Source organism: Clostridiales bacterium, from assembly GCA_017569285.1.
Lineage (GTDB): Bacteria > Bacillota > Clostridia > Christensenellales > Aristaeellaceae > Aristaeella.
Map to the genome: position 1 here is coordinate 1,591,470 of CP069419.1, position 17,754 is coordinate 1,609,223.

Genomic DNA, 17,754 nt, shown 5'->3' on the forward strand with positions numbered 1-17,754 from the left:
GCCTCCCTTGCGGCGTGACGCCGTCTGTCGCATTGATTATACATCAGAACCCGCCCTGGGGCAAAGCTTTTGCACCGGTATCCGTCCAAACGAAAAGGATGCCGCCCGCCGGGCAGCATCCTTCTCCGTTTCCCTCTTCCGGGAATCATGCGTCCAGCACATTCTCCCGGGTAATGTTCCGCAGCCATTTCCGGCTCCGGTAGTGCCGGAATACCCATGGCCACTTCACAAACTCATCCGTGCACAGCAGGAAATAAACCGCCAGCGGCGGAAGTTTCAGCGCCGCCGCGGCCAGGAAACCCAGCGGAACCGCGTAGCACCACATATCAATCGTGTCGCAGACAAAGCCGAACCGGCTGTCTCCCCCCGCCCGGAAGATCCCGGCGATCAGGGTGGTGTTCACCGCCTGCCCCATCACGTAATAGGTGTTGATCAGCAGCATTCCCTTCAGGTATCCCCGTCCGGCTTCCGTCAGGTTCGCGAACCGCAGTGCCGGCGGGATGCAGGCCAGCACCACCAGGCCGCCCGCAATGCCGGACAGTACCGTCAGTTTCATCAGCACCTTCGCGCCCTGCTCCGCTTCCTTCATCTGCCCGTTCCCGAGCAGCTGCCCCAGCAGGATTCCCCCGCCGCTGGCCACGCTGAAGCACAGCACCGTACCGAAGTTCCGCACCAGGGAGGTAAAAGAGTTGGCAGCCACCATATCTGTCCCGAGAAACTGCCCGATGATCACGGAATACATCGAGAATGCCAGTCCCCAGGAAACGTCGTTCAGCGTGACCGGCATGGCCATCCGCAGGAAATCGCGGAAAAGCGCCTTGCTCCGGATCAGCATATACGACAGCTTCAGCTTTACGTCCCGGCTCCGGCCGGATACCGCCAGCGCCAGAATCAGTTCCACGATCCGTGAGATGGATGTCGCCAGGGCCACACCCGCTGCGCCGAGCTTCGGCGCGCCGAACAGCCCGAAGATAAACACTGCGTTCAGCAGGATATTCAGCAGGAATGCCGTGGTGTTCAGCGCCGTGCTGATCCCCACCCGCCCCACGGAGCGCAGCGTGGCGAGGTAGATTTCAATCAGGCCCCAGCAGAGGTAGGCAGCAGACACATTCCGCAGGTATTCCGCGCCGATGGCGATCAGCTCCGGATCCGGTGTAAACACCCGCATCATCTGTTCCGGAATCAGCAGGGCCGCGGCTGCCAGCATCGCTGTCACAATCACGGAGAATCGCAGCGCGATGCCTTCCACCGCATCCACAGCCTTCAGGTCGCCCCGGCCGAAATACTGGGCGCTCAGCATGGTCACGCCGGTTCCCAGCCCGTACAGCACCATAAACAGGACGCTGGCATACTGGGCTGCCAGGGAAACCGCCGATATATGCGCCTGCCCCACGAAATTCAGCATCACCACGTCCGCGGAGTTGACCGCTGCGCTCAGCAGGTTCTGCAGGATGATCGGGCCGGTCAGCTTCATGATCTGCCTGCACACCGGGCGTTCATCCCGGGTGATCCGGATTCTGTTGATCATACCGGTTGTGTTTCCTCCGTCCCTGGCACTCCGGGCGTAGTCAGTTCAGCCTTGTTCTTTCCGTTGTTTCCGGGCCTTCTGTCCATGCCCGCAATCGTTTGCTTTCCGTACTGTATCATGGACCGCCCGGAATTTCAATCCCACAAAAACAGAATCCCGGAGTATCTTCCGGGATTCTGGGAAAAAACAGGCCGATCAGCCCTTGACCGCACCGGCGATGAAACTGTCCTGGATCCGTTTGCTCAGCAGGACGTACACAATCAGCGTCGGGATGGTGGCAATCGAAAGGGATGCGCCGATGGCGCCCCACTCCGTAGAGTACTGGCCCACCAGGCCCTGGATACCCACCGGCAGCGTCTTCAGGGCTTCCTTGCTGTTGAAGATCGTTGCGAACATCAGCTCGTTCCAGCACTGCAGGAAGGTATAAATACCCACGGTGGAAACCGCCGGAACCATCAGCGGGGCAATGACGCGGAAGAAAATTCCCCAGACACCGCAGCCGTCCAGGAAGGCGGCCTCGTCCAGGTCATAGGGAATGTCCCCCATGAACCCGGTACTGATCAGGATCGCCATCGCCAGCGAGAACGCTGAATAGGGAATGATCAGCGCTCCGTAACTGTTCAGCATGCCTACCCTGCTGAGCACCACATATAGGGGAACAATGGCCGCGTGGATCGGGATGGTCAGCCCGAGCATGAAGAACTTGTTCATGGTCTCCCGGCCCTTCCACACCAGCCGCGTCATCGCGTAAGTCGCCATAACTGCCGCAATAAGTGTAAAGAGGATGGAAGATACGGCAATAACCAGGCTGTTGAGGAAATACCGGCCCATACTGCCGGTGTGCAGCGCCCGGTCATAGTTCTCCCACGCCCAGTAATTCGGCAGTCCGATCACATTGGATCCGAATATTTCGGAATTGTTCTTCAGGGAGAAGGTCAGCATCCAGTAAACTGGAAAAAGGCTGACAAACGCCCATACAATCAGAACGGTGAAGATCAGCACCGTACGGACCGAAAGCTTGTTGCCGGCAGTATGAGCCCGGCCGGCTTTGATTTCAACTGTGCTCATACTACCTTATCCTTTCTGAAAATCATATTGATCAGCAGCGCAAACAGGAAGCACAGCAGAATCAGCATCACAGCGATTGCTGATCCCATGCCGTAGCGGTTGCGCAGGAACAGCAGGTTAATCATCAGCGTGCTGGGCACTTCTGTTGCGTGGACCGGTCCGCCGTTGGTAAGAACGTAGATCAGGTCAAAAGCTTTCAGGGAGCCTGTAACCGCAAAGATTACGCTGACCCGAAGGATGGGCTTGATATAGGGAATAACGATGTACCGGTTCAGCTTGCTGTCATTGCAGCCATCGAGCATGCCGGCTTCCCGTAGTTCCGGCGGAACACTCTTGACTCCCGCATACATCAGCAGCATATGATAGCCCACATACTGCCACAGCATCGGGACAAAAGCCGCTCCAAGCGCTGTATTCCGGTCTCCCAGCCAGATCTGGCACCAGCTGTCCAGCCCCAGGCTCCGCAGAAGCGTATTCAGTACGCCGTATTCCGGGTTGTAGATCTTGATCCACAGCTGGCCGATAACAACGGTGGAAATCAGCACGGGCAGGAAGAATACGGAAAGGAAAAACCGTTCTCCCCGAACCCCCTTTGCCAGCTTCAGGGCCAGCCACAGTGCAAACGGGAGCTGGATAATTACGGAAAACAGTGCCAGCAGAAGGGCATTTTTCAATGCCCGCGGGAAATTGATGGACATGCTGGTAAACAGTTCCACATAGTTTTTGAGGCCGATGAACACCGGCGTATCAAATCCGCTCCACTTATGAAGGCTGTAAAATGCGGACATGGCAATAGGCGCGATCAGCACGCCTATAAACAGGAAGAGCGCCGGAAGTAAAAACAGGAAAATGTTGATCCGGTAACCTATCGTCTTTTTCATTTCTGAAATTCCCCTTCAAGAAAAGGAGGGAGGCGGTCCCTGCCGGGTTCCCCCTTTGGGGACCGTCTCCCTGAATTCACTGGGATTTGACTGTATAATGATCCTTTACGGATACATTACTGAGCCTGCAGTTCAGCAGCCAGGCCCTTGGCGAAGCCTTCAGCGTCGATATCGCCGGCGAAGATCTGGGCGATGAAGTCCAGATAGGTGTTGGCGGCATCAGCGGACAGGAAGTTGTCTCCGAACAGGACCATGCCCTGGGACTGAGCGACCATCTCAGCAACCTGATTGCTCAGGTACTTGACGTTGGTGGTGTCATAGTCCACGGCCCAGGTGGGCAGGCCGGCGCCATTCAGGTTGCCTTCGCGGGAGATGGTGCAGCCCAGGTCGAAAGCGGCCTTCGCGCACACAGCGGGATCCGCGCAGGTAGCGGTAACAGCCAGCGTATCGTTGGGGCCGCCGACCATTTCGTACAGGGTCGCCTTTTCAGCGTCAACCACGGGGAACATGCAGGCAGCAGCGGTGAACTGAGCCTTGTCGGAAATGTCGCCGCAGTTCCAGGAACCATTCTGATAGAAAGCGTACTTTCCATCGATGAAGGCCTGCTTCACTTCTTCGTTGCCCAGGGCGGCAGCGTTGGGATCGATGTACTCTTTCAGCTCAATGAACTTGTTCATGGCTTCGATGACTCCGGGCTGGTCCCAGGAAGCAGCGCCGGTGTAGCAGTCTTCCAGGCCCTTGGCGCCGATGGTCTTCACCAGCAGGGGCTCGGTGTACTCAGACAGGCACCAGTTTTCCTTGCCGGAAACGCCAAAGGGGATGATGTCAGCAGCCTTCAGGGCTTTGCAGACTTCGATCAGCTCGTCATAGGTCTCCGGAACCTTTTCGCAGCCAACCTTGGCCAGCAGGTCCATGTTGGCGAACAGGGTAACCACGTTCATGGTCAGCGGCACACCGTAGTGCTTTCCTTCATAGGTGGTGTTGGCCAGCACGGTGTCGGTCAGCTTGTCCTTGTACTCGGGCAGGACGTCATCCAGGCACAGCACGCGGCCGGCGTTGACGAAGTCGCCCAGGAAGGACATGGACCAGGTGAAGAAGATGTCCGGCAGATCAGTGCCAGCGTTCATAGCGGCCTTGATCTTGGTCTTGTAGGCTTCATTCTCGGTGGGTTCCATGGTCATTTCGAAATCGGGGTTCGCAGCGTTGAAAGCATCAACGGCGGCCAGGTAGGCAGCACGGTTGGAGTCGCCTTCAACAGCGATGGACCACAGGGTCAGAGGGGTCTTGTCAGCAAAAGCGGCGCTGATGCTGAGGACCATGATGGTGGCCAGAACCAGGGCAAGTACCTTTTTCATAAGAATCCTCCTATAAAAAATATAAATTTTAGCCTCCGCTAAAAGAAGCTCAAAGGGATTGCCGCGCCCGGGCTGTTCCGGATTGCGGCCGTATGCCTTACGGCGCCGGGGCTGCCTGTGTTTCCACCATGGTCCAGGGGTAATCCACCGTCAGGGCGTCATTCCCGTCCATGTGGAAATAGCAGAGCGTGTCATCAAAATACCGGATGTAAACCAGCAGGAATGATTCGGCCTCTTCGTCAATCCGGAAGGTTCCGGTAAACGTTCCGTCCTCCAGGAACCGGTTGTCTTCCCGGAAGATGAAGGTGCTTCCTTCACGTTCCTTCCCGATCCATGCTCCGTACAGGCCTTCGCCGGGATACTCCTCCGCGCGGATATACTCCGTCGGGATGTAAAGCAGGGTCTTCTCTTCGGTGGTCACGAAACGGAGTGAAATCTCTTCTCCGCTCTCCGCGGCCAGCCGGATGAATTCCCCGTCACCGGTCCAGCTGTATTCCTGCCCCTTAAAGACCGCTATTCCGTCTTCCCGCAGCAGCAGGACCGATTCTTCTGGCGCATGTGTGAACGCCCAGTCTCCCGCGGTGATCTGTGTGCTTTCTGACACCGCTGTCCCGACTGCACACAGGGCAAACAGAAGAAGCAGGCAAACAAGCTTTCTGATCACGCGGCTGGGTCTCCTTACATGAATCGCTTTATGCCGGATCATCAGCACAAAACGGTTAAATATCATTCCGATTCGTCACATCATGCAGGGAACAGTATACCCTCCCTCTCCCTTTTTTGCAAGCACAAAATGTAGGATTTGCATACATTCTTCCCCTTTTTGCACATGCCCCGAAAGTTATGGTATCGTTATCAACCCTTGTAAACCAACGTTTGTTAATTATTGTTCTTTTTGTGGTTTTGCCCGTTTTCTACCGGTTTTACCGGAAATTCATCTGCTTTGTCGGAAAAAAGGGCGGAATAAAACCGGAACGGCGTATTCCGTTCCGGTTTTCCACCACAATATATTGTGGTTGCGCATCATAATATGCTGTTCAGTTTTTCCACCAGTTTTTCCACATCTTCCGCGGAGCCCCCGCCAAGGCTGGCAGCGCCGCGAAGGGGCATATAGTTCATCATGGCCAGGTTCATTTCATCAGAAATTGCTTCCTTTGCCGCATCCGATCCGCTGTCCTGGCCGCCGCCGTTCCCGAACATCCCGGCTGCTTCCTTCATATATTCCCGCATCACCGGCGCGGCTTTCGGATCGGCCATAATATCCATAAAGATACTGTCCGCTGTATAGCAGTGCGGCAGCTCCGTTGTGGACTCCACCGTCACCTCCGCGCTCAGCGGAAGGTCCCGGCTGGATCCGCCGGCCTCCACGGTAAACGCGCCCGTTTCCACATGCCAGTCGTGAATCTGCCGGTTCCAGTAAGCAAACGCCCGCTTTCCAAGCGTAAAGGACACCTCCCGGCTTTCCCCGGGCTGCAGGAGCACCTTCGTAAAATCCTTCAGTTCCCGCACCGGCCGGATGGGCGTGCTTTCCACATCTCCGACATACAGCTGGACCACCGCCTTACCGGCACGGTTCCCGGTGTTCTTTACGGTCACCGTTGCCGTCAGTTCCTCCGTATCCCGGATCCTGTCCGCACTCAGCTTCAGCCCGCTGTACTCAAACGTGGTGTAGGACAGCCCGTGTCCGAAGGGAAACAAGACCTCCATCCGCTTTTTGTCGTAATACCGGTAGCCGACAAAGACGCCCTCCCGGTATTCCGCCACATTCCCTTCCCCGCCGTAGAACAGGTAAGAGGGGTTATCCTCCAGCCGTATCGGAAACGTTTCCGGCAGGTGTCCGCACGGATTCACATCGCCGAACAGCACCCGGACCGCCGCCTCCCCGACCGCCTGTCCGCCGAGATAGGCTTCCAGGACCGCCTTCACCCGGCCGATCCATGGCATCTCCACCGGGGCGCCGTTATGCAGCACCACAATGGTATTCGGATTGGCTGCCGCCACTGCCTCAATCACACGGTTCTGGCATTCCGGCAGGCGCAGGTGCGTACGGTCATATCCTTCGGACTCATAGGAATCCGGAAGGCCCGCAAACACCACCGCCGCCTTCGCGCGCCTGGCCGCTTCCGCCGCGGCGGCAATATCCGGTTCGGACGCTTCATCCTTTTCCACGGAATACCCGCGGGCAAACTCTACCTGCAGTCCCCGGCTTCCGGCGGCTTCCAGGGCGCCCGTTACCCGGAAACAGTTGATATGGCTGCTTCCGCCGCCCTGGAAGCGCGGTTTCTCCGCAAATTCGCCGATAAACGCAATCCGGTCCTCTTTGCCGAGCGGCAGGAGCTCTCCTTCGTTTTTCAGCAGGACCATGCATTCCGCTGCGGCCTCCGCCGCCTGCGCATGCTGTGCTTCCATATCCCACGGCGTATCCGGCTTCGCGTTTTCCAGGTACCGGTACACAATCCCCAGGATCCGCTCGCATGCCTGGTCCACCAGCTTTTCATCCAGCTTTCCGCCCCGGACAGCTTCCACGATCTTCCGGTCATTGGCGCCGCCGGAAGCGGGCATTTCAAGGTCCAGCCCCGCGGCCACCCCGGCCGGCCGGTTGGATACCGCGCCCCAGTCGGACACTGTATATCCGTCAAATCCCCATTCCTTCCGCAGGACGTCCGTCAGCAGCCAGGCATTCTCCGAGGCAAACACCCCGTTGATCTTATTGTAGGAACACATAACCGTCCACGGCCGTGCTTCCTTCACCGCCATCTCAAACGCCGGAAAATAGATTTCCCGGATGGTCCGCTCATCCGCGTCGGAGGAGGAACTCATGCGGCGGTGCTCCTGGCTGTTCAGCGCAAAATGCTTGATGCTGGTGCCCACATTCCGGCTCTGTACGCCCCGGATCATCGCCGTGGCCATCCGGCCGGCGAGAACGGGGTCCTCGGAGAAGTACTCAAAATTCCGCCCGCACAGGGGGCTCCGCTTGATGTTCACCGCGGGCCCCAGCACCACCGATACCCGTTCATGCTGGCAGCTGTCCCCGATGGCTTCCCCGATCGCCCGGATCAGTTCCGGGTCAAAGGATGCCGCTGTGGCGCATGCGGTAGGAAAACACACCGCCTTAATGCTGTCGTTGATTCCCAGGTGATCTGCCTTGTCGTCCTGCTTCCGAAGCCCGTGCGGGCCGTCGCTGACCATGGATCTCGGAATCCCCAGGCGTTCCACCGCCTTGGTGTGCCAGAAATCGTCGCCGGAGCAAAGCCCGGCCTTCTCCTCCAGGGTCATCTGTGAAACCAGCGATTTAATATCCATACGTTCCGTCCCTTTCTGTCCGATGCATCTGTCGGCAGGCTGCAATTTTCAGCTCTTTTACTTATTATGTCATCTCCTCCGGACGAATGTCAACCGGCCTTCTTCCGGGAACCGTCCCGGATCCTGTCCGCTTTTGTTCGCTTTTCTTTCCTTTGGATATACGTTATAATAAGCATATCAAGGAAAACGGAGGCGCTCCCATGAACGAACCCACCCTGCTGCCGGAAGAAACGCCGAACCCGGCCGGCCAGCCGCTGGCAGCCCGGATGCGTCCGGCCACGCTGGATGAAATTGCCGGCCAGCGGCATCTGCTGGGCCCGGGGAAGGTGCTGCGCCGCCTGATCGAGTCGGACGTCATTACCTCCATGATCTTCTGGGGTCCTCCCGGCGTCGGCAAAACCACGATTGCCCGGGTCATCGCCCTGCGGACCAAGGCCGCGTTCATCGATTTCTCCGCCGTCACCAGCGGCATCAGGGAAATCCGCCAGGTCATGCAGCAAGCGGAAGAAAACCGTGTCTACGGCGCACGGACGATCGTCTTTGTGGACGAAATCCACCGCTTCAACAAAGCCCAGCAGGATGCCTTCCTTCCCTTTGTGGAAAAGGGCAGCATCGTGCTCATCGGCGCAACCACCGAAAACCCTTCCTTCGAGGTTAACAGCGCGCTTCTGTCCCGCTGCAAGGTCTTTGTGCTGCAGGCCCTCAGCCGGGAGGATATCCTGTCCCTGCTCCGCCGGGCCCTCACGGATGAGCGCGGTTTCGGGCGGGACCACGTCACGATCAGCGAAAAAGCCCTGGACGCCATCGCCGGCTTCTGCAACGGAGATGCCCGCAGCGCCCTGAGCACGCTGGAGATGGTCGTCCTCAACGGCGAAGCCGGGGAAACCGGAATCCATGTGACGGATGAGATCGTCGCCCAGTGCCTCAGCCGGAAAAACCTCATGTACGACAAGGACGGCGAGGAGCATTACAACCTTATCTCCGCCCTGCATAAATCCATGCGCAATTCCGATCCCGATGCCGCCGTCTACTGGATGATGCGGATGCTCGAGGGCGGCGAAGATCCGCTGTACATCGCGCGGCGGGTGCTGCGCTTTGCTGCCGAGGATGTCGGCCTGGCCGATCCGCGGGCCATGGAGGTTGCGGTGGCCGCCTACCAGGCCTGCCATTTCATCGGGGTGCCAGAATGCAACGTGCACCTGGCGGAAGCCGTGGTTTACATGTCCCTGGCGTCCAAGTCCAACGCGATGGAAATTGCCACCATGGAGGCAAAGGAAGCCATCGAGAAGGAGCCGGACGCACCGGTTCCGCTCGTCATCCGCAACGCCCCCACCACCCTGATGAAAAACCTGTCCTACGGCAAGGGTTACCAGTACGCGCATGACTATGAGGAAAAGATCACGGCCATGCAGTGCCTGCCTGATGCCCTGAAGGACCGGAAGTTCTACCACCCCACCACCCAGGGGCTGGAAGCCAAATATAAGGAACGCCTCGAACAGATCGAAGCCTGGAAGAAAGAACATAGGGGTAAATAATCTGTCCGAACATCACAAAAGGCACACGCGCCGAAGCGCGTGTGCCTTGCTTTATATCTGCGATCAGAACAGGCCGGTGATCTTGCCGGTGTTCTCGTCCACGTCGATGCGTTCCGCCGCCGGGGACTTCGGCAGGCCGGGCATCGTCATGATCTCGCCGGTCAGTGCGACCAGGAAGCCGGCGCCTGCGGAAACCTTCAGGTTGCGGACGGTCACGGTGAATCCTTCCGGTGCGCCCAGCAGGGCGGGATCGTCGGAGAAGGAGTACTGCGTCTTGGCCACGCAGATGGGGAGCTTGTCAAAGCCCAGCTCGGTCAGCCGTTCCGCCTGCTTCTTCGCCGCAGGAGTCAGGGCAACGCCGGCGCCGCCGTAGATCTTCTTCGTCACGGCTTCCAGCTTCTCCTCAATGCTCATATCCAGGTCATAGCTGAAGGTGAAGTTGCCCTTCTCCTCCTCGCACAGCCGGACCACTTCGCGGGCCAGCTCCTCGCCGCCCTTGCCGCCTTCCGCCCACACGGTGCTCAGCACGGTGTTGACGCCCAGCTCGCGGCACTTCTTCACGATGAAATCGATCTCCGCGTCGGTGTCCGTCGGGAAGCGGTTGATCGCCACCACGCAGGGCAGCTGGTAAACGGTCGTGATATTGTTCACATGGCGCAGCAGGTTCGGGATACCCTTCTCCAGGGCCGCCAGGTCCTCGGTGGCCAGCTGCTTCTTGTCCAGGCCGCCGTGCATCTTCAGTGCGCGCACCGTGCCGACCACGACCACCGCGTCGGGGGTCAGGCCCGCCATCCGGCACTTGATGTCCAGGAACTTCTCCGCGCCCAGGTCGGCACCGAAGCCGGCTTCCGTCACGGTATAGTCGCCCATCCGCATCGCCATGCGGGTCGCCATCACAGAGTTGCATCCGTGGGCAATATTCGCGAACGGTCCGCCGTGAACGAACGCGGGAGTGCCTTCCAGCGTCTGCACCAGGTTCGGCTTCAGCGCGTCGCGCAGCAGGGCCGCCATGGCGCCGGTCGCCTTCAGGTCGCCGGCGGTCACGGGCTTGTCGTCATAGGTGTACGCCACGATGATCCGGCTCAGGCGTTTCTTCAGGTCCGCCATATCGCTGGCGAGGCAGAACACCGCCATGATCTCGCTGGCCACGGTGATATCAAAGCCGTCCTCACGCGGAACGCCGTTTGCCTTGCCGCCGAGGCCGTCCACCACAAACCGCAGCTGCCGGTCATTCATGTCCACGCAGCGCTTCCAGGTGATCTTCTTCACGTCGATTCCCAGGGCATTTCCCTGCTGGATATGGTTGTCCAGCATAGCCGCCAGCAGGTTGTTCGCCGCGCCGATGGCATGGAAATCGCCGGTGAAATGCAGGTTGATATCCTCCATGGGCACGACCTGGGCATAGCCGCCGCCGGCGGCGCCGCCCTTGACGCCGAACACCGGGCCCAGGCTGGGCTCGCGCAGCGCCACGGTTACGTCCTTGCCGATCCGGCTCAGGCCGTCAGCCAGGCCGATCGTGGTCGTGGTCTTGCCTTCTCCGGCGGGAGTCGGCGTGATCGCGGTCACCAGCACCAGCTTGCCGGGCTTCCGGTCGGTCTCGGTGATCAGGGCGGGATCGATCTTGGCTTTGTAGCGGCCGTACTGCTCGATGTACTTCTCATCGACATGGGCCTTTTTCGCAATCTCGGTAATGGGCTGCATTTTGCACTGCTGTGCAATCTCAATGTCGGTAAGGTATGCCATGGTCTGCCTCCTTGTTATGGTTCGTTGGTTCTCATCCTTTGAAATATTTCACTGCGGATTCAAACATCCGGATATCGTAATTGCCGGGTACATTCTTATACAGTCCGGCGCCGACACGCTCGCTGTGGCCCATCTTGCCGAATACACGGCCATCAGGGCTCGTGATGCCCTCAATTGCCATGCGGCTGCCGTTCGGGTTGAAGCGCACATCCATCGTCGCGTTGCCGTCCAGGTCTACATACTGCGTGGCAACCTGCCCGTTTTCGATCAGGCGGGCAATCGTCGCGTCATCTGCGAGGAAACGGCCTTCGCCGTGGCTGATCGGTACGGAGTAAATATCCCCGACCTGGGTTCCCTGCAGCCAGGGGCTGCGGTTGCTCGCGATCCGGGTCCGCACCATGCGGCTCTGGTGGCGGCCGATGATGTTGAAGGTCAGCGTCGGGCAGGTCTCATCCGTGTCGATGATCTTTCCGAAGGGCACCAGTCCCAGCTTGATCAGGGCCTGGAAGCCGTTGCAGATACCGCACATCAGGCCGTCGCGCTTCTCCAGCAGCTCGGTCACACCCTCGCGGACCGCCTGGTTCCGGAAGAACGCGGTAATGAACTTGGCGCTGCCGTCCGGTTCGTCGCCGCCGCTGAAGCCGCCGGGGATAAAGATCGCCTGGCTCCGGCCGATTTCGCGGGCGAAATCCTCCACGCTGCGGGCAATGCCTTCCGCCGTCAGGTTGTTGATCACCATGATGCGGGCATCCGCGCCGGCATCCCGGACCGCCCGGGCGCTGTCATATTCGCAGTTTGTTCCGGGGAACGCGGGAATCAGAATCCGCGGCCGCGCGGTCTTCACCGCAGGCGCCGCCCAGCTTTCCGCCGGGAAGGAAATATTCTCCGCCTTCTCATCCGGTGTCGGAATATTGCAGGGATATACGGATTCCAGCTTGTCTTCCCACAGGCACTGCAGGCTGGCCAGGGAAATGCTTTCGTCGCCCAGGGTCAGTCTGCCGTCGTCCGTCACTTCGCCCAGCAGCCGGCCGGCTTCCGCGTCATCCGTCTCCACCAGGAAGTCGCCGTAGCGGTAGCAGGTCAGCTCATCGACCGTCCAGCCCTCCGCGTAGCGGACGCCCAGGCCGTTGCCAAAGCTCATCTTCATGACCGCCTCGGCGATTCCGCCGAGTCCCGGCGTAAAGCAGGCATATACCTTGCCTTCCCGGGCCAGCTTTGTCACCTTGTCAAAGGTGGCCAGCAGGGATGCCGTATCCGGCAGTCCGTCTGCGTTGGTTTCCGTGTGCAGCAGCACCAGCTTGTGGCCGGCCTGCTTGGTTTCCGGGGAAATGATGTCGCCGGTCTTCGCCATGGTCACCGCGAAGGAGACCAGTGTCGGCGGAACGTCCAGCTTCTCAAAGGAGCCGCTCATGGAGTCCTTGCCGCCGATGGCGCCGATTCCCAGCGCCTTCTGGGCTTCAAAGGCACCCAGCAGGGCCGCCAGGGGCTTGCCCCAGCGCCGTCCGTCCTTCCCGGGCTTCTCAAAGTATTCCTGGAAGGTCAGGTATACGTCACTGAACTCCGCGCCGGAGGCAATCAGCTTGCTCACGGATTCCACCACCGCCAGGTAGGCGCCGTGGTAGGGGCTCTTTTCCGTGATAAAGGGGTTGTATCCCCAGGCCATCAGGGAGCAGTCGTCGGTATGCTTCTGCTCCATGCTTACCTTCTGTACCATCGCCTGCACGGGGGTCAGCTGGTTCTTTCCGCCGAAGGGCATCATCACGCTGCCCGCGCCGATGGTGGAGTCAAACCGCTCGCCCAGGCCGCGCTTGGAGCACATATTCAGGTCCGTGGCCATGGCCTTCATATTGTCGGTGAAGCTTCCGGAAACCTTCCGCTGCCAGTCTTCCGGCTTTGCGGGGTTGATCCGGATATGCTTCGGCGCACCGTTGGAATTCAGGAATTCGCGGCTGATATCCACGATGGTCTTACCGTTCCAGTTCATCCGCAGCCGCGGCTCTTCCTTCACGACCGCCACCGGGCAGGCCTGCAGGTTCTCCTCACCGGCCAGCTTCAGGAACGCATCCACGTCTTCCGCCGCAACCACAACGGCCATCCGTTCCTGGCTTTCGGAAATCGCCAGTTCCGTGCCGTCCAGTCCTTCGTACTTCTTCGGCACCGCGTTCAGGTTGATTTCCAGCCCGTCCGCCAGCTCGCCGATGGCGACGCTCACGCCGCCCGCGCCGAAGTCATTGCACCGCTTGATCATCCGGCAGGCATCGCCGTTCCGGAACAGGCGCTGCAGCTTGCGCTCCTCAGGTGCGTTGCCCTTCTGGACCTCCGCACCGCAGGTCTCCACGCTGTGGGCGTTATGCGCCTTGGAGGAGCCCGTCGCGCCGCCGATGCCGTCGCGTCCGGTGCTTCCGCCCAGCAGGATCACCACGTCTCCGGGGGCCGGACGCTCCCGGCGGACGTTTTCCGCCGGCGCCGCCGCGATCACCGCGCCGATTTCCATGCGCTTCGCGGCATAGCCGGGATGGTAAATCTCATCCACAATACCGGTCGCCAGGCCGATCTGGTTGCCGTAGGAGGCATATCCGGCCGCCGCCGTGGAAACCAGCTTGCGCTGCGGCAGCTTACCGGGAATCGTTTCGCTCACGGGCACGGTCGGGTCGGCCGCGCCGGTCACGCGCATCGCGCCGTAGACATAGGCCCGGCCGCTCAACGGGTCGCGGATCGCGCCGCCGATGCAGGTAGCCGCGCCGCCGAAGGGTTCAATCTCCGTCGGATGGTTGTGGGTTTCATTCTTAAACAGCAGCAGCCAGGGCTCTTTCTTCCCGTCGGCTTCCACTTCGATCTTGACCGTGCAGGCATTGATTTCTTCGCTCTCATCCAGCTTCGGCAGTTTGCCGTTCGCTTTCAGCCAGCGCACCGCCACGGTGGCGATGTCCATCAGGCAGACCGGCTTGGTCCGGCCCAGCTCCTTCCGCACCGCCAGGTAATCCGCGTATGCCTTCTCCAGCACCGGATCCTCAAAGGTGACCCCGTCGATCTCCGTCAGGAAGGTGGTGTGGCGGCAGTGGTCGCTCCAGTAGGTGTCCAGCATCCGGATCTCGGTAATGGTGGGCTCCCGCTTCTCGCTCCGGAAGTATTCCTGGCAGAACGCGATATCGTCCGCGTCCATGGCCAGGCCATAGCTTTCCACAAAGCGCTCCAGGCCGGCCCGGTCCAGCGCGGTAAAGCCGTCCAGCGTGGCCACTTCCGTGGGCACAGCGTATTCAGCCTTCAGCGTGGCGGGCTTTTCCAGCGAAGCTTCCCGGGCTTCCACCGGGTTGATCACATACTTCTTGATCTCCGCGATTTCCGCGTCTCCCAGGTTCCCGTACAGCACGTACAGGCGCGCGCTGTGAATCAGCGGCCGTTCGCCCTGGCTGATGATCTGGATGCACTGGGCCGCGGAGTCCGCCCGCTGGTCAAACTGGCCGGGCAGGTATTCCACCGCGAAAACCGTCGCGCCTTCCGTATCCACCGCGGTCGTCGCGATGTCGAGCTGCGGCTCGGAGAATACGGTCTTCACCGCGTAATTGAACAGCTCTTCCGAAATGTTCTCCGCGTCATAGCGGTTCAGCAGCCGGACCTTCTCCAGGCCCTGGATGCCCAGCAGCGTTTTCGCGTCATTCTCCAGTGCCCGGGCTTCGTTGTCCAGGCCGGGTTTCTTTTCCACAAATATTCTGTAGACCATAATGTCTCTCCTGATTGCTGTGCTTTTTTCAGGCGTTCAGCGCCCGTGCCGCGATATCCCGCCGGCAGTACTTGTTTTCAAACTCAATCCGGTCCGCCATCGCGTAGGCTTCGTCGCGCGCTTCCTGCAGGGTTCCCGCCACCGCGGTCACACCCAGCACCCGCCCGCCGGAAGTCACCAGTTTTCCGTCTTTTTCCGCGGCGCCCGCCACATACACATGGGGCAGCACATCCGCCGGAATCGTGATCTCATATCCCTTGCTGTAGGAAACCGGATACCCGGCGGAAGCCAGCACCACGCAGCACGCGTTCGCGTCACGGAACTTCACTTCGCACTCCGCCAGCTTCCCGGCCGTCACCGCCTGCATCACCGTCAGCAGGTCGCTTTCCAGCAGGGGCAGCACCACCTGGGTTTCGGGGTCGCCGAAACGGCAGTTGTACTCAATCACCTTCGGCCCGTCCTTCGTAATCATCAGGCCGAAGTACAGGCAGCCGCGGAACTCACGGCCTTCCGCCTTCATCGCCCGGATCGTGGGCAGGAAAATCGTTTCCATGCACTGCGCAGCCACCGCGTCGGTGTAGAAGGGGTTCGGCGCCACCGTGCCCATACCGCCGGTATTCGGGCCGGTATCGCCGTCCCCGGCGCGCTTGTGGTCCATGCTGGAAATCATCGGCACCACAGTGGTTCCGTCCGTGAAGCTCAGCACGGAAACCTCCGGCCCTTCCAGATACTCTTCGATCACAATCTGGTCGCCGCTCGCGCCGAATTTCTTGTCCTCCATGGCCTCGCGCACGGCAGCTTCCGCATCCTCCCGGGTCATGGCCACGGTCACGCCCTTTCCCAGGGCCAGGCCGTCCGCCTTCACCACCGTGGGAATCGGCGCTTCCTTCAGGTACTCCAGCGCATCTTCCGCGTTGTCAAACACCCGGTATTCCGCGGTCGGAATGCCGTATTTCTTCATCAGGTCCTTGGAGAACACCTTGCTGCCTTCAATGATGGCCGCGTTCTTCCGGGGCCCGAAGCAGGGAATCCCGATTGCTTCCAGCGCATCCACGCAGCCCAGCACCAGCGGATCATCCGGTGCGACCACCGCGTAATCCACGGGGTTTTCCTTCGCGAAGCGGACAATTCCGTCAATGTCGGTCGCCTTGATCGGCACGCAGGTCGCGTCCGCCGCGATGCCGCCGTTTCCCGGCAGGGCCCAGATGGTATCCACCGCGGGATTCTCCCGCAGCTTTTTGATAATGGCATGTTCACGGCCGCCGCCGCCAATCACCATCAGCTTCATATTCTGTCCTCGCTATGATTTATTGAATTTCACCATGCAGTGCGATCGCTGTTACCCATTCCCGCATCGCCTGCGGCTCGCGGGAATGGACAGCTGTAGCACGGGAGCCATTCGCCGCGCTGAAGCGCGGATGGCTCTCCGTCAATGATGGAACAGCCGCATGTGAGTGAAGCACATGGTCATGCCGTACTTGTCGGCACATTCGATCACGGCGTCATCGCGGATGGATCCGCCGGGCTCGGCGATGTACTTCACGCCGCTGCGGTACGCACGTTCGATGTTGTCGCTGAAGGGGAAGAACGCGTCGGAGCCCAGGGCCACATTCTGGCGGGTGCTCAGGAAGGCTTTCTTCTCCGCATCGGTCAGGGGCGCCGGCTGGGTCTCAAAGTACTTCTGCCAGTTGCCGTCCGCACAGACGTCTTCTTCGTTCTGGTTGATATAGCCGTCGATCACGTTGTCGCGCTCCGGCCGGCCCAGGTCCGCCCGGAAGGGCAGGTTCAGGACCTTCTCATGCTGCCGCAGGAACCAGGTATCCGCCTTGGAGCCCGCCAGCCGCGTGCAGTGGATGCGGCTCTGCTGGCCGGCGCCCACGCCGATGGCCTGTCCGTCCACCGCGTAGCACACGGAGTTGGACTGGGTATATTTCAGGGTGATCAGGGCGATGATCAGGTCGCGTGCCGCGGAATCCGGCAGTTCCTTGTTCTTCGTCACGATCTCGCTCAGCAGCGCCCGGTTGATTTCGAAGTTGTTCCGGCCCTGTTCAAAGGTGATGCCGAACACCTGCTTGCGCTCCTGGGCTTCCGGTACATAGTTCGGATCAATCTGCACGATGTTGTAGTTGCCCTTGCGCTTGGTCTTCAGGATCTCCAGGGCTTCAGGCTCGTAACCGGGGGCGATCACACCGTCGGAAACTTCGCGCTTCAGCATCTTCGCGGTGGTCACGTCGCACACGTCGCTCATCGCCACCCAGTCACCGAAGGAGCACATCCGGTCGGTGCCGCGGGCACGGGCATAGGCGCACGCCAGGGGGGAATCATCCAGGCCTTCGATATCATCCACAAAGCAGGCCTTTTTCAGGTCATCGCTCAGCGGAATGCCAACCGCGGCAGAGGTGGGGCTCACATGCTTGAAGGAGGTGACCGCGGGCAGTCCCAGCGCTTCCTTCAGCTCCTTGACCAGCTGCCAGGAGTTGAACGCGTCGAGGAAGTTGATGTAGCCCGGACGGCCGGACAGGATCTGGATCGGCAGCTCGCTGCCGTCGTTCATGTAGATTTTCGCGGGCTTCTGGTTGGGGTTGCAGCCATACTTCAGTTCAAATTCTTTCATGGTCCT

The 17,754-nt window shown here is 60.0% G+C and carries 11 protein-coding genes; 1 reads left to right on the forward strand and 10 read right to left on the reverse strand.

The annotated features are described in order from the left end of the window. Nucleotides 1–145: 145 nt before the first annotated feature. The 6 genes from JNO48_06865 to JNO48_06890 form a co-directional block, all read right to left on the reverse strand. Nucleotides 146–1,528 carry an MATE family efflux transporter gene (locus JNO48_06865; GenBank protein ID QTE69607.1) on the reverse strand — a complete coding sequence of 461 codons (1,383 nt, stop codon included), beginning with the start codon at nt 1,526–1,528 and terminating at the stop codon, nt 146–148. A gap of 195 nt (nt 1,529–1,723) precedes the next feature. Next, complete coding sequence (locus JNO48_06870; protein QTE69608.1) at nt 1,724–2,596, reverse strand: carbohydrate ABC transporter permease; 873 nt, start codon at nt 2,594–2,596, stop codon at nt 1,724–1,726. Beyond that, entirely contained in the window at nt 2,593–3,477 is an 885-nt protein-coding gene (locus JNO48_06875) for a sugar ABC transporter permease (protein QTE69609.1), read from the reverse strand. The genes JNO48_06870 and JNO48_06875 overlap by 4 nt, the downstream gene beginning before the upstream one ends. A gap of 116 nt (nt 3,478–3,593) precedes the next feature. Further along, nucleotides 3,594–4,832 carry an extracellular solute-binding protein gene (locus JNO48_06880; GenBank protein ID QTE69610.1) on the reverse strand — a complete coding sequence of 413 codons (1,239 nt, stop codon included), beginning with the start codon at nt 4,830–4,832 and terminating at the stop codon, nt 3,594–3,596. Nucleotides 4,833–4,929: 97 nt separating this feature from the next. Then, a complete protein-coding gene (locus tag JNO48_06885) occupies nt 4,930–5,496 on the reverse strand; it encodes a hypothetical protein (protein QTE69611.1) in 567 nt (188 codons plus the stop codon). 359 nt (nt 5,497–5,855) lie between these two features. Next, nucleotides 5,856–8,135, reverse strand: a complete 2,280-nt coding sequence (locus tag JNO48_06890; protein QTE69612.1) for a glycoside hydrolase family 3 C-terminal domain-containing protein — start codon at nt 8,133–8,135, stop codon at nt 5,856–5,858. Between the two features lie 200 nt (nt 8,136–8,335). Between JNO48_06890 and JNO48_06895 the strand changes: the two genes are divergently transcribed. After that, the gene (locus tag JNO48_06895) at nt 8,336–9,670 is read left to right on the forward strand and encodes a replication-associated recombination protein A (protein QTE69613.1); all 1,335 of its coding nucleotides are present in this window, start codon (nt 8,336–8,338) and stop codon (nt 9,668–9,670) included. Nucleotides 9,671–9,733: 63 nt separating this feature from the next. Here the strand turns inward: JNO48_06895 and JNO48_06900 are convergent, their stop codons facing one another. The 4 genes from JNO48_06900 to JNO48_06915 all read right to left on the reverse strand — a co-directional run bounded on the left by JNO48_06900 (nt 9,734) and on the right by JNO48_06915 (nt 17,748). Beyond that, nucleotides 9,734–11,413 carry a formate--tetrahydrofolate ligase gene (locus JNO48_06900; GenBank protein ID QTE69614.1) on the reverse strand — a complete coding sequence of 560 codons (1,680 nt, stop codon included), beginning with the start codon at nt 11,411–11,413 and terminating at the stop codon, nt 9,734–9,736. A 31-nt stretch (nt 11,414–11,444) separates the two neighbouring features. Further along, nucleotides 11,445–15,134, reverse strand: a complete 3,690-nt coding sequence (locus JNO48_06905; GenBank protein ID QTE69615.1) for a phosphoribosylformylglycinamidine synthase — start codon at nt 15,132–15,134, stop codon at nt 11,445–11,447. A gap of 28 nt (nt 15,135–15,162) precedes the next feature. Then, nucleotides 15,163–16,422 carry a phosphoribosylamine--glycine ligase gene (gene purD / locus JNO48_06910; protein QTE69616.1) on the reverse strand — a complete coding sequence of 420 codons (1,260 nt, stop codon included), beginning with the start codon at nt 16,420–16,422 and terminating at the stop codon, nt 15,163–15,165. A 141-nt stretch (nt 16,423–16,563) separates the two neighbouring features. Then, nucleotides 16,564–17,748 (reverse strand): phosphoribosylaminoimidazolecarboxamide formyltransferase, encoded by a 1,185-nt coding sequence (locus JNO48_06915; protein QTE69617.1) that lies wholly within the window; start codon nt 17,746–17,748, stop codon nt 16,564–16,566. Nucleotides 17,749–17,754 lie beyond the last annotated feature (6 nt).